This is a genomic window from Runella rosea (genome assembly GCF_003325355.1).
In the GTDB taxonomy this organism is placed as follows: domain Bacteria; phylum Bacteroidota; class Bacteroidia; order Cytophagales; family Spirosomataceae; genus Runella; species Runella rosea.
On sequence record NZ_CP030850.1, the window covers coordinates 247290 to 260259 of the forward strand.

A 12970-nucleotide genomic window follows, 5' to 3' on the forward strand; every position below is an offset into this window, starting at 1 on the left:
TCAGGGTTTATTTTTCTTTAATCACCCACTGTCAACCACTCATAAAGATGAAACGCAGAGATACATTAAAAGCCCTGTCGTTGGGAACCCTGACCGCTACGATTGCGGGTACAGAAGCCCACGCTGATGTTCCCAAGAAGGCCGTACCGCCTTCTTTGTCAGATTTTAAGAATGGAAAAAGTGCGGCAGAATTGGCGCGGGATGCCAAAATTGCCGCCGAGAAGTTTTTTACGCTGCACGAATTGCAGACGATTCGCGTGCTGGCCGATTTTATCATTCCTGCCGATGGTCAATTTGGTGGAGCAACAGAAGCAAAAGTGGCGGAGTTTATTGAGTTTATCGTAAAAGATATGCCCCAACACCAAACGCCGATGCGCGGAGGTTTGTTATGGTTGGATACTGCCTGCGTAAAACAATTTGGCAAAAAATTCGTAGCCTGCCCTAAAGCGCAGCAAATCCAAATGCTTGACCAAATTGCTTATCCAGGACAGGCAAAGCCCGAGATGAGTCAAGGTGTAGCATTTTTTAACCTGATGCGCAATCTGACTGCTACGGGTTACTTTACTACGGAGGTAGGATTCAAGTACTTAGGCTACGTAGGCAACCGCCCCAATGCATGGGATGGGGTGCCTGAAGATGTGTTGAAGCAGTACGGATTAAGTTATGATTCATGATTAATTCAATCCTTTAATTGGAATTTTAAATAGCGGGCACAATTTTTGTCCCGCTATTTTGTTATGATACCAAAAGGCTCAAAAAAATGCGATTTTTGGGAAAATTATATCCAATAATAACCTTTACTTATTTCTGGCTTACGCTTCTTCAATCCAAAAAGCGGTGTTTACTGTTTTTGACCTTGGGGCTTACTATTTCGTTGGCTTTTGGGCAACAAATAGTAGATAATCAATGCAATATTATTCCTCCGGGATGGGCAACGGGGGAGTTTAATATCCTTAACGAGGTAGGTTGTGCGCCTTTGCAGGTAAGAATCTCCAATAAACAAATTGTCTCTTACAAAAATAACTACATATTTGATTATAGAGGCGGGAATCCCGATGCTTACAAGACTACTACTGATTCGACCTTTCCTTACACTAAGCCGGGTTTATATTATGTAATGAAGCTTTCAGAAACGGCCAATGGAGTGCGCCAACGAGCGTGCCGAGTAGTGACTGTGCAGAACCCGACACCGCCCACATTTAGGGTTTTGGTATGTTCTAACGGAACGGCTAATCTAAGTATTACCAACCACGCTGTAACAGAGTATGAAGCCTACGATGTTGATTGGGGCGATGGCCAGTTTACGATTCTTAACAAATTAAATCTGCTCGCAATCCATAAATATTCTGACAAAACGTCTAAAGTTATCACCGTCTACGGTCGGCACCGCATCAGTAATTGCGGCGGAAAAAGCAGCCAAACCATTTCACTAGATTCGGAAGCAAAGCCCGCTATTCTTTCAAAACTTGAAATGCTTGATGCCACCACTGGAGAGCTAACCGTGACGAATCCGAACCAATTTGAATTAGAAATCTTTCGGCAGGAAGGGGGAGGTAGTTTTAGAACGCTTGGCACGATTGTGAAGAATGCTGAAGAAAAAGTAAAAGTACTGGTCGATACAAATAAGATATTTTGCTACAAACTTAAGGCCCGGGATAGCTGTGTGGCGTTGTTGGAGTCAAACGTATTGTGCAGTAGTTTTATCAAAATAACCAAAGAAGCCGATGCAAACGTGGTTAGCATTGGGCCCTATTTATATCCTTCGGACGTAAAAGGGATGACGGTAACGCGTAACGACGAAAATTGGTGGAACCCGACGTTTTCGCAATGGTTTAAACCCGACAATCAGGGTAATTGCGGAACTGAAACCTGTTATCGTCTTGAAATTAATACCAAAGACGCAACCATCCTTTCCAATAAGCTGTGTACTGACGCGCCTGCCTCTCTTTGTAATCCTTTCGGTAGGCTTTTTGTTCCAGATGCTTTTACTCCGAATGGGGATGGAGCAAATGATTTTTTTGAAGTAAAAGGCGAAATAGAAGGTGAGCCGCTAGTGATGATTTATGATCGTTGGGGTTCTGTCGTATTCCGTAACAGTACGAATGTACGTTTTTGGAACGGGATGATTAATGGAAGCCCTGCCCCAGCAGGTGCCTACTTATACCGGATTAATGTCACTGACAAAATCGGGCGAACGTTTGTTAAACGCGGGACTGTTTCGCTACTTCGTTAAGGATATACTGGTCAAATGTGGGTGAATCAAAGCCAACCTGAATGGGCCAGTAGTAAAATTGCGCTTCCTGTAATCCCATTTTTTCAAGCAAGGGAAAAAGCTTCACCCAATCTTTTTCAGTCGTTAAAATAGGGGATTTCTGCGCCATTTTTGCAAACGTCCAGACGTCTTCTTCGCTGTAATTGTGGTGGTCGCCGAGTGCATTGTGCCCTATTACTTTATAAATAGCCGAGGCAGCTTCTTCAAATAATAGGGGTTGCGCAATCCCAGAAATTAAGCTTATTGGTTGATTATCAATCAATAATGGTAAGTGGTTGAAGTAAGGGACGGGCGTTCCGTACCTAAAAGTCGAAAAAAATACTGGGGTAGAGGGCAAGGTAAATTTCTGAATTTGACGTACGATTTCATTTTTGTCCGTTTCGGATAGTTGCTGTGGGCATTTTGTGACGATAACGGCGTTGGCGCGCTTGGCTCCCAGCCTGAATTCCCGCAATAGACCCATCGGGAGCACATAATCTTGGTAAAATAGCCGCCGATAGTCGGTCAATAAGAGGTTGAGGTGAGGGCGTATGGCGCGGTGTTGAAAGGCATCATCCAGCAGAATGATTTGGGTATTCGGTTTTTCTTTTTCAATTCTCAGAATTCCTTCAACCCGTTTTTCACAAACGAAGACGGGTGTTTGATGACCGAATTTGTGGTAAAATTGTAAAGGCTCGTCACCCACTTCCAGCGCGGTAGATTGGTCCCTCACTTCTCGGTAACCCGTCGTTTTTCTTCCGTATCCTCTGCTCAAAACGGATATTTTCCAATTATGGCTTAAAAGTTGTTGTAAGTACTCAATATGAGGCGTTTTACCCGTACCACCGACTGTTAAATTTCCAATATTAATGGTGTATAATTCTGATAGGTATATTTTTTTTAATTCGTTGTTATACAAATAATTACGAATATAGGTAACGATACCATATAGGACGCTAATGGGCCACAGTATCCATCGCAATACGTTTGATAACTTTCTTAACATTTTCTTAAAATGACTTTGGCAAAGTAAGGGATTTTTCTCTATTTTGTGAACCTGCTTACCCCAAACATTGTCTTTCGAATGCCCTTACAAGTTCACTATCAGCCTTATAAACTGAATTTTCGGTTTGCCGCCGGTACTTCCAGGGGTATCTTGACAGAAAAAACGTCCTGGTTAATCAAAATATATGATGATGACATTCCTTCCGTTATTGGCATCGGGGAGTGCGGGCCGTTGAGTGGACTGAGCATTGACGATCGACCTGATTTTGAGGATATGCTGCAAAGCATTTGTCAAGAATTCAATAAATTGGATCTTGAAATTTACAGTTGGAATATCCCCATTATTCTTGAACAATTAATCGGCAGTCAGTGGCCGTCCCTTCGTTTTGGGTTTGAGTCAGCCATGCTTGATTACCTCAATGGGGGTAAAAGAGTGCTGTTTGATAATGCTTTTGTCAATCAGCAAAAAAGAATTCCGATCAACGGCCTTGTGTGGATGGGGAGCCATGAGGCGATGCTCCAGCAAGTGGAAGAAAAAATTGCCGATGGATTCACCACCATCAAACTGAAAATCGGTGCGATTGACTTTGATGAGGAATGCGCCATCTTAGCCTACATCCGTCGTCATTTTTCTGCTCAGGAAATTACCCTCAGGGTGGATGCCAATGGCGCGTTTACGGCCGCAACGGTGTATGACAAGCTGAATAAATTGGCAGAATATGACCTGCATTCGATTGAACAGCCCATTCAGCCCAAACAAAGGGAGTTGATGGCCGAACTGTGCGAAAAGTCACCCGTTCCAATTGCCTTGGATGAAGAGCTTATCGGAACCTTCGACTACGCCGAAAAAAGACGCTTATTGAAGCAGCTAAAACCAAAATATATTGTTCTAAAGCCAACCCTCCTCGGAGGATTTGAGTTGACTCGTGAATGGATAGAAACGGCCCAACGGCTCGATATTGGTTGGTGGATTACCTCCGCGCTCGAATCAAATATCGGATTGAATGCCATTTCGCAATTTACGGCTGAGTTTGATAATGCTCTCCCGCAAGGATTAGGCACAGGCCAGTTATACCATAATAATATTCCAAGTCCGTTAATGATTAATCAGGGACACCTCCATTATGATCTCCTCCAACCTTGGGACTTCGGAGTGTTGAATTCCAGCCGTATTTCTTCAACGGCCTAGTATTTTACGAACTTTTATTTGTTTAAGTCGTTAAGTAAATGAACAGGAACCATTCGAAGAAAGGGTTCTATTTCGGCGTTTTCTACTAACAAATGATTTAAAAACATGGAAGAAAGCAGTAAACTCGATAAAATCATTGAGGCTCGGATGAAGCTGAAGGCTCGTTTTGAGGATAAAATGAAAAATACACCGTCGATGGCGGATGAACGTCCGCAGGGTCACGGTGAAATCAATCGCCACGGTATGCCGCAAGTGCCCGTTGGGCAAACCCTGACGACCAAATGGCCCGTGCTGGATTTAGGATACCAACCCAACGTAACCCTCGACCGCTGGCGATTGTACATTGACGGTGAAGTGGAAAATCCAGTGATTTTAAAATGGGAAGATTTCATGGCGTTGCCCCAAACCGAAGATACCTCTGATTTTCATTGTGTAACCACTTGGTCCAAACTCGATATGTCGTGGGTAGGGGTTCGTTTATTAGATTTGGCGGCACTGGTGCAGCCCAAAGAAACGGCTACCCACCTGATGTGTTATGGATATGATACGTATACTACCAACGTATCGCTGGAAGAAGCACTCAAACCCGATGTATTATTGGCGCATACGGTGTACGGAGAGCCTTTGCCCAAAGAACACGGTGGCCCCGTTCGGATGATTACACCGCAGCTGTACGCGTGGAAAGGCTCAAAATGGATTAAAAGAATTGAGTTTTTGGATAAAAATAAACGCGGTTTTTGGGAAGAACGTGGGTACTCAAATACGGCCTACCCGTGGAGAAATGATCGTTACAGCTAGAGATATAAATAATTGATTCAATATTGTTTTATGGAAATTCAAATTGTTGGTGCGCTTCAGCCTGAAACCGAAGCGATTATTTATTTATTTCGTCAAAGTGATGATTTAGGCGACCGATTAAACATCTTTTCGAACACCGTTTTCCTGAAAGAGGATTTCAAAGCGGAAGCTAAACAAGTGGTAACGATTTACGAAAATGGCCGAAAAGTATATTTAGTAGGGTTAGGAAAAACGCCAAAAGAAGCTGATTTTATCAAAACACTTCGTTCGTTTTTTTACAAACAAAAAAGGAACTTGCCCAACGTCATTGCGATTGACCTCCAAACTAGCGGGATTGAGAATGAGTGGGTAGAGGTGGCTGTAAATGGTTGTATTTTAGGTGATTATGATTTGGATTTGTACAAAACCAAAAAGAAAGAGGGGCTGACAATCTTTGATAAAGCCGCTAAACTGCAAATCGTTGTTGACTCAGATGCGGTCGAATCGGCCAGGCAACAAGCGCAACGCGGTGAAGCAATTGCACAGACTCAAATCCGAATCATGGATTTGATGAATGCACCTTCCAATAGAAAATCACCCCAAAGTTTGGCTGAGTGGGCTGTTGAGTCGGGCGAGAAATACGGTTATTCCGTTACCGTTTGGGATGAAAAACAGTGCGAAGAAGAAGGATTGAAAGCGCTATTAGCGGTGAGTTTGGGCAGTAAAAATCCGCCCAGATTTATTCTATTGGAGTACAAACACCCTCAAGCGACGGAAAAAATAGGTTTGGTCGGCAAAGGTGTTACCTTCGATACGGGAGGAATATCGCTGAAACAGTCGACCAATATGCACTACATGAAATCTGACATGGGTGGAGCAGCGGCGGTATTGGGGACGATTGAAGCCGCCGCTAAACTACAATTGCCCGTTCATTTGATTGGGGCAATTCCCGCCACCGAAAACAGCATCGATGGATTGGCCACAAAACCGGGTGATGTAGTGGGAAGTTATTCAGGAAAAACCATTGAAATTATTGATACCGATGCCGAAGGCCGGGTTATTTTGGCTGATGCGCTCAGTTATCTTGTGCGCACTGCAAAGCCAGATGCCATGATTGATTTGGCAACATTAACGGGTAGCTGTATCGCTACCTTAGGTTATTCGGCGGCAGGATTGTTTACCAACAACGAGCAACTTGCCAAAGATTTGTACGATTCGGGGCAACAAACGGGCGAAAAGCTATGGCGTTTGCCATTGTGGGATGATTACAAAGAAGAGTTGACTTCTGATGTAGCCGATGTCAAAAACTTTCATGGGAAGCCTTTTGCGGGGGCGATTGTCGCGGCTAAATTTTTAGAAGTATTTGCCGAAGAGCATCCGCGCTGGGCACATCTGGATATTGCAGGAACCGCTTTTGCCGACTCTGAATTTGGCACTATGAAATCAGCTTCCGCCTATGGTGTTAGATTATTGTTGCGATGGCTGCAAGGAAAAGGCGGATGATTTATCTAGTGGACGTTTGGTAATTCAGCCGTGTTCTATTAGCTTTAAGCCTTAATTTTGCCCATTAAAAAAGCCACTAAGCTACATTTTCAATTTAATTTGACGAATTTCTATGAAGCTAACTGTACGATTTGCGCTCATGGCCATGTTATTGGTTGTCGGCCCAGCTTATAGTCAACAGGTTTACAAACGATGGGAACTGGGCGCTGGAGTGGGCTGGTCTGGGTATCTGGGCGACCTCAATAAATCTGATTTTTTTTCACAGGAGCCTAAAATGAGTGGCGGCTTTTTGGGCCGCTACCATATCAGTCGCAACTGGGCATTGCGGGGAGCTTTGACATTTGGTACGTTGTCGGGCAACGATGCCAATTTTGAAGACCGGAAAGTCAGAGGCTTCAAAACGCGCTCATCGCTTACCGATTTGTCGGCGATTGTAGAATATGATTTCTTGGGTAAAAATCGTTTTAAATACGATTCTACGGCCTTTCAAGTGCGCTTTAAACGCAAGTTATCGCCTTATTTATTTACAGGGGCAGGGGTTGGATTCACCAATCCTAAACCTGATTTTACGGGGACTGCATCCACTCCCGCTAATTTTCGTCAGGGAGCAATTGCCGATCAGGCCGCCGATTATTCTAAATCAAACTTTGTCATTCCTTTTGGAATTGGTATTCGCTACGATTTGTCTGAAAAGTGGGTGGTGAGTGCCGAAGCGGGTTTTCGTTTAGCTTTTTCTGATTATTTAGACGGAATAAGCCAAGGCGCAAATCCCAATCGTGATGACCGTTATAAGCTTTCAACACTTGCCATTACGTACCGTTTTGACCATCAAGATAAAGACCGTGACGGCATTCCTGATGAAAAAGATGCGTGTCCGAACGAACCGGGTTCGGTAAGAATGAAAGGATGCCCAGATAAAGACAATGACGGTGTTGCTGATAAAGATGATGATTGTCCAGACGTAGCTGGATTGCAATCCATGAAAGGGTGCCCTGATACGGATGGTGATGGAATACGTGATAAAGACGATAGCTGTCCTACCGAAGCAGGTCTTGCATCATTGCAAGGCTGTCCTGACAAAGATAAGGATGGTATTGCCGACAAAGACGATGCTTGCCCAGATGTAGCTGGTTTGGCAAACCTTAAAGGTTGTCCTGACAAAGACAAAGATGGCATTGCCGACAAAGACGATACCTGCCCAGACGTCGCTGGTTTGGCCCAATTTGGGGGCTGTCCTGATACAGATGGTGATGGTATTCCTGACAAAGATGATGCTTGCCCAAGTGTTGCTGGTAAAGCTGATTTGAAAGGCTGCCCCGATGCAGACAACGACGGCGTGGCCGACAAAGATGATGCCTGTCCGACGGTGGCGGGCGTGGCTCAATTCAATGGTTGCCCCGATACAGATGGTGACGGTGTCGAAGATTCCAAAGATCGTTGTCCAGAGGTAGCCGGTAAGCCCGAGTTTGAAGGTTGCATTGATGCTAAAGCGTTGCAGGTTGTTATCAAAGCTGCGGAGAAAAAGGCCCGCTTAGAAGCTGAATTGGCTAAAAAACAAAAGGTAGCCATTGACCCTGCCAAATTGGTGGTTGACTTCAAAGTGGAATCAATTCTTTTTGCAACCAATAGTTCGGTGATACAAGACAAATACAAGTCAATTCTTGATGGTTTAGTGGATGTGCTAGCGAAAAACCCAACGTATATGCTTCGCCTGACGGGACACGCCGACAGTAGAGGCTCGAAAGCCTACAACGAAAAGCTATCAGAAGCGAGGGCGAAGGCTTGTTTGGAGTATTTATTGCTGAAAGGTGTAAGTGCTCCACGCGTAGTGATTCAAGGTTTAGGCGAAAATGTACCTGCAGCTGAGAATACCAACGAGGCAGGCCGCAAAATAAATCGCCGGGTGGAAGTTGAAGCATTTCGACAATAACCAAAATTGATAAATCGTTTTCAAAGCCGAGCAGGAGATTAATTTCCCGTTCGGCTTTTTTTTGTAGGGTCAAAATACAGTAACAGGCATTTGTAAATGCGCTATTTATACGTCCGCTTTTTATTGTTGTTTTTTGTCAACTCGTTCATTGTTAACGCACAAGACCGATTTGAAGTTGGGGTATTTGGAGGTAGCTCAGGGTATCTGGGTGATTTAAACAAGTCAGATATTCTTTCCAAAGAGCCAAAGCCTTCGTTTGGGGTGTTGGGGCGTTATAATTTTTCAGATTACTTTGCGGTAAAAGCTGGTTTAATTAAGGGAAGACTTTCGGGCAAAGACAGCCATTATCCCGACCGAGCCTTTCGTAATTTTACAACGACCACGCCATTGACGGAGGTTTCTGCCCAATTTGAGTGGCATCCTTGGCCGCTAACCCAACCGCGACTGAGACACAGGTTTTCACCATCGTTTTCTCCGTTTCTGTTTGCGGGCCTTGGATTTGTGAGAACAAAACCCAAGGCGGATTTAGAAAATATGATTGTTGAAAAGCCCCAATTTGTACAAGGAGCTGCCATTGACCGCAGCGCCGTGTATAAGTCAATGCATGGGGTTGTTCCTTTCGGGATAGGGGTTAAGTACCGATTCCATCCGCAATGGACCCTCGCGGCCGAGGCAGGTTTCCGCATTACTTTTTCTGACTACTTAGACGGAATCAGTTTTGCGGGCAATCCTGCAAAAACAGATAGGTACATCATTTCGGGAATAAGTGTTGTTTATCGCTTCAATAAAAGGCCCTTTGGGTTCAAGATTCGTAACCCAACCAAGTGTGATTTTGTGCAGGAATGAGTACTTTTAGCTTCCATTTTCACTACTCTGCATGAAAAACATTCTCCTTCATCTTCGAATTCCGTTTTCTTTTTTCTTATTACCTATTTTTTTGTTTGCGCTCAGTCAGTCGCCGCATCCCGATACTGCTAAAGCTTGGTGGGTATTTTTCATTCTGCATTTTTTGCTCTTTCCCGCAAGCAATGCCTACAATAGCTATTACGATAAAGATGAAGGGAGTATTGGATTACTAGAAACGCCTCCACCCGTCACCAAAGAATTGTATTACGTTGCGTGGGTTTTTGATATTCTGGCATTGGTATTGGGTTGGTTGCTTGTGGGCGAATCATTTACGGGGTATTTGCTGATTTATGGTTTTATTTCAAAGGCCTACAGTCATCCATTGGTTCGGTTGAAAAAGTACCCAATTTTGAGTTGGGTTGTAGTTACCATTTTTCAGGGTGCGCTTACGTACTTGGCGGTGTTTCAATCCATCAATAATCTGCAAACCTTTGAATCGCTTATTCCGCAATTATTACCCGCCTTGGTCTGTACCTCAAATTTGTTGGCTATTTATCCGCTTACGCAGGTGTACCAACACGAAGAAGATGCCAAACGCGGCGACATGACCATGAGCCGACTGCTGGGGATTAGGGGAACATTTATTAATGCTTGTTTTTGGCTACTGCTGTCGGGAGGTGGTTACATGGCTTATTTTGGGTTTACATTACCGCTATTGTTCTTGGTAATTTTGCTCTTTCCGTTGTTGGCTTTTTTTGGATGGTGGACTTGGAAGACATGGCAAGACGAACGGAATGCTAATTTCAGAAATACCATGTGGTTAAATGTGTTGGCGAGTGTATGTCTCAATATTTTTTTTGGAATCCTCTGTTTTTTATGACGTGCCTAACATTCTGATAATCATGTGTACAGCTTAAAATGGGCTTTTTTTATTCAAAAAAAGCCCATTTTTTTGAATAAAAACTTGCATCATATACATCAAAAGACTACTTTTGCACCACCAAATCACGGTAAAACATACGCGAAAGTAGCTCAGCTGGTAGAGCGCGACCTTGCCAAGGTCGAGGTCGCGGGTTCGAACCCCGTCTTTCGCTCCAAGCACCGCCGAAAACGGTGCTTTTTTTATCAACAATAAAATCACCGCCCGCCGGGGTGGTGGAACTGGTAGACACGCAGGACTTAAAATCCTGTGAGCCGAAACGCTCGTACGGGTTCGATTCCCGTCCCCGGTACTTAAAGTACAAGTAAGAGAAGCCTAAAACGTTGTAAAATAGCGTTTTAGGCTTTTTTGCTTGTCTTTGTTTTCCCTTCTGCTGACGGTTTTTCGGGTCAATTCCAAAAAGTTGTGGAGAGCGTTGTATTTTTTAGGTTTGTGTTTTAATTAAACCTTTTTTACCTCTGATTCAGTTTTTACTTTCTGCGTTTATTCTGGAAAATTTTACGCTTACTGCCGTTTGTGTCATCATCAAAGCGTTTGGAAATCAATGCAGAGGGGATGGAATGTTGAATGCATCCTTTACCTTCTAACGCAATTATATGCTAACTTCAAGTTGCTTTCTAAACTCTTTTTGCCTTGATCTATGGAGGGCGTTGATGGTGCCCTATTAACGTTACGCTACGAATCCCTAAGCATTGGCATTAAAAAGGCCAAGCAATTTGCTTGGCCTTTTTAATGCTTTATTTATTTTATTAGTAATAAGAATCACAACCGTGGCATAGAACCATTCTCCACTTTCTATCAGCCCATACAAAATCATCAAGCTAAATGCCTTAATGTTTTGTGTGTCCTTCCCTTACTAGCGACTCAAGCTTTGGTATTTTACATCCTAAGATTGATGGAGATTCAATTGTAGATGCAAACCAAAGATTGCTTCAATTAATAACGATTATTGCTCCAGACCTTGCGGCACAATTAACCGATCCCCGTACTTTTCCCGTTTTAGGGATAGTGACTTAGGGTCAAAGGTGATGGTAAAACTTTTAACGGGGTCTTTGACTAGACAGGTGATAAACCAAGACGGATCTTGTTTGATTTCATTCACGTCCCGCTTATTGCCTTTCATCGAAGAGGAGCCGTTTCTGTTGTTTGAAGCCATAGGTGCATTTATATAATTAGTACTATATTATACCTAACACCCGTATGACAATAAACGTGCTATGTTATTGATTATCTTTAGTAAATACTTTTGAAGTACGGTTGCTGGGTTGTACTTCAAACTGAAAATAGTGATAAAAAGAGCCTTTATTCTCTTAAAATGGCACCTAAAAGGATATTTTTGGTCTTTTGCATTCAATTTCTTTTTAATAAATATTTAACGAAACTCTTCACGCACCGCTTCAATAAGTAGATTGTAGATGGTTAGCTCGCGCTGGGTTTATTGCTGGCCTAAGATAATAGGGGTGCGGCCATCCGTGATGATTACTTTATTTTGGGTATTACGAATGGCTTCAATCCATTGCTCTTGCAATACCCTTGGTTCAAGGCCGCTTGCTTTTACTCGGTTGGCTTCGGCCTCAATTTTGGCTTTTTCTAAGTTCATGCGTGCTACTTCCAATTCGTTTTTTACCTGTTCGGCCTGTTGTTTGGCGTTGTTTCGGCGTTCGATGGCTTCGGCCATCGAGGTTGGGGGCTTAAGACCACTGGTCAGGGACGTAAGGGTGAAAAATTTTCCCTCAAAATCTTTTTTTAAGCGTATCTCAACCGACTGTTCAAAATGATTCAAGTTGTTCATTAAGCTATCGGTGCTGAAATTGCGGGCTTCTTCGCGATAGGCATTGACCACCAGTGCATTCAGAACGGCCCCTTCGATGTTGTCCATAATTGTATTTTCATCATCAATTCCTACGTGTTTGTAGTTGAAGATAATATCGGCGCCTTTGGTTCGAATTGCCTGATAGGTGAGAGAAGGGTCGACTGTAAAGACGCCTGCATCTTTGGCGGTAATGACTACTTCTGCGGGGTCTGCTTTTTGTTCAAACATAGGTACTTGATAAAGTTCTGTTCCAGGGCCGAGTAGACCCTGAGAGCCTGTCACGACCGAGAAATCGCCCCGGCCTTCGCGGCCGTAATTTTTCATAAGTACCCCTTCATAATTGGGCTGTACACGAGTACAACCCGTCAGAACCACGATAAACAAGAATGGATAGATTAGTTTGTTTTTCATTTTTTAAAATAGTTAGCGTAAGGGAAAAGAATTAAAAGGATGATATGAAGTAAGCCCGTGGCCCAGCCTGCAAAAGGGTAAGGACCTCTGAATACCCAAAAATGGAACCAGAAAAGCAGGACATTGACTAAAAGAAAAATCAATGTGCGTAAAAGGGTATTTTTCATAGAAAAAAGGTTTGTTAGGGAAATAGAATAACTAAAATAGGCAAAACAAGTATCCGTTTGTAAGGGTGATTCAGTTTATTATTATTCGGTTAAATTATTTAGATAATAATCATTTCGACAGGGATTGGAGTCTATGAG

The 12970-nt window shown here is 43.3% G+C and carries 11 protein-coding genes and 2 tRNA genes; 10 read left to right on the forward strand and 3 right to left on the reverse strand.

Going from position 1 to position 12970, the window contains the following annotated elements:
* Window positions 1-47 precede the first annotated feature (47 nt).
* Complete coding sequence (locus tag DR864_RS01220; RefSeq protein WP_114065230.1) at window positions 48-674, forward strand: gluconate 2-dehydrogenase subunit 3 family protein; 627 nt, start codon at window positions 48-50, stop codon at window positions 672-674.
* Window positions 675-856: 182 nt separating this feature from the next.
* Complete coding sequence (locus tag DR864_RS01225) at window positions 857-2233, forward strand: T9SS type B sorting domain-containing protein (protein WP_162793501.1); 1377 nt, start codon at window positions 857-859, stop codon at window positions 2231-2233.
* Here the strand turns inward: DR864_RS01225 and lpxK are convergent.
* Window positions 2202-3257 (reverse strand): tetraacyldisaccharide 4'-kinase, encoded by a 1056-nt coding sequence (lpxK, locus tag DR864_RS01230; protein ID WP_114065232.1) that lies wholly within the window; start codon window positions 3255-3257, stop codon window positions 2202-2204. The genes DR864_RS01225 and lpxK overlap by 32 nt on opposite strands.
* Window positions 3258-3335: 78 nt before the next feature.
* Between lpxK and DR864_RS01235 the strand changes: the two genes are divergently transcribed.
* The 8 genes from DR864_RS01235 (at window position 3336) to DR864_RS01270 (ending at window position 10733) form a co-directional block, all read left to right on the forward strand.
* Window positions 3336-4445: an o-succinylbenzoate synthase gene (locus DR864_RS01235; protein WP_114065233.1), complete on the forward strand. Its 1110-nt coding sequence runs from the start codon at window positions 3336-3338 to the stop codon at window positions 4443-4445.
* A 105-nt stretch (window positions 4446-4550) separates the two neighbouring features.
* Window positions 4551-5243: a sulfite oxidase-like oxidoreductase gene (locus DR864_RS01240; RefSeq protein WP_114065234.1), complete on the forward strand. Its 693-nt coding sequence runs from the start codon at window positions 4551-4553 to the stop codon at window positions 5241-5243.
* A gap of 30 nt (window positions 5244-5273) precedes the next feature.
* A complete protein-coding gene (locus DR864_RS01245; RefSeq protein WP_114065235.1) occupies window positions 5274-6725 on the forward strand; it encodes a leucyl aminopeptidase in 1452 nt (483 codons plus the stop codon).
* Between the two features lie 112 nt (window positions 6726-6837).
* Window positions 6838-8655, forward strand: coding sequence for a type IX secretion system protein PorG (gene porG / locus DR864_RS01250; RefSeq protein WP_114065236.1), 1818 nt, complete (start codon window positions 6838-6840; stop codon window positions 8653-8655).
* 96 nt (window positions 8656-8751) lie between these two features.
* Window positions 8752-9501, forward strand: coding sequence for a type IX secretion system protein PorG (porG, locus tag DR864_RS01255; RefSeq protein ID WP_114065237.1), 750 nt, complete (start codon window positions 8752-8754; stop codon window positions 9499-9501).
* A 31-nt stretch (window positions 9502-9532) separates the two neighbouring features.
* Window positions 9533-10381 (forward strand): UbiA family prenyltransferase, encoded by an 849-nt coding sequence (locus DR864_RS01260; protein ID WP_114065238.1) that lies wholly within the window; start codon window positions 9533-9535, stop codon window positions 10379-10381.
* A 141-nt stretch (window positions 10382-10522) separates the two neighbouring features.
* Window positions 10523-10598 (forward strand) — tRNA-Gly (locus DR864_RS01265).
* Window positions 10599-10647: 49 nt separating this feature from the next.
* Window positions 10648-10733 (forward strand) — tRNA-Leu (locus DR864_RS01270).
* Window positions 10734-11387: 654 nt separating this feature from the next.
* On the opposite strand, the gene DR864_RS01275 is transcribed toward DR864_RS01270, so the two are convergent.
* Complete coding sequence (locus DR864_RS01275; RefSeq protein WP_114065239.1) at window positions 11388-11597, reverse strand: hypothetical protein; 210 nt, start codon at window positions 11595-11597, stop codon at window positions 11388-11390.
* 279 nt (window positions 11598-11876) lie between these two features.
* Complete coding sequence (locus tag DR864_RS01280; protein WP_114065240.1) at window positions 11877-12665, reverse strand: SPFH domain-containing protein; 789 nt, start codon at window positions 12663-12665, stop codon at window positions 11877-11879.
* Window positions 12666-12970 lie beyond the last annotated feature (305 nt).

What these genes read in the sequence shown, in the direction of transcription:
- lpxK (WP_114065232.1), bottom strand. Translation starts at nt 3,257, where the DNA reads ATGTTAAGAAAGTTATCAAACGTATTGCGATGGATACTGTGGCCCATT.
- DR864_RS01245 (WP_114065235.1), top strand. Translation starts at nt 5,274, where the DNA reads ATGGAAATTCAAATTGTTGGTGCGCTTCAGCCTGAAACCGAAGCGATT.
- DR864_RS01280 (WP_114065240.1), bottom strand. Translation starts at nt 12,665, where the DNA reads ATGAAAAACAAACTAATCTATCCATTCTTGTTTATCGTGGTTCTGACG.
- porG (WP_114065236.1), top strand. Translation starts at nt 6,838, where the DNA reads ATGAAGCTAACTGTACGATTTGCGCTCATGGCCATGTTATTGGTTGTC.
- DR864_RS01275 (WP_114065239.1), bottom strand. Translation starts at nt 11,597, where the DNA reads ATGGCTTCAAACAACAGAAACGGCTCCTCTTCGATGAAAGGCAATAAG.
- DR864_RS01260 (WP_114065238.1), top strand. Translation starts at nt 9,533, where the DNA reads ATGAAAAACATTCTCCTTCATCTTCGAATTCCGTTTTCTTTTTTCTTA.
- porG (WP_114065237.1), top strand. Translation starts at nt 8,752, where the DNA reads ATGCGCTATTTATACGTCCGCTTTTTATTGTTGTTTTTTGTCAACTCG.
- DR864_RS01240 (WP_114065234.1), top strand. Translation starts at nt 4,551, where the DNA reads ATGGAAGAAAGCAGTAAACTCGATAAAATCATTGAGGCTCGGATGAAG.
- DR864_RS01220 (WP_114065230.1), top strand. Translation starts at nt 48, where the DNA reads ATGAAACGCAGAGATACATTAAAAGCCCTGTCGTTGGGAACCCTGACC.
- DR864_RS01235 (WP_114065233.1), top strand. Translation starts at nt 3,336, where the DNA reads ATGCCCTTACAAGTTCACTATCAGCCTTATAAACTGAATTTTCGGTTT.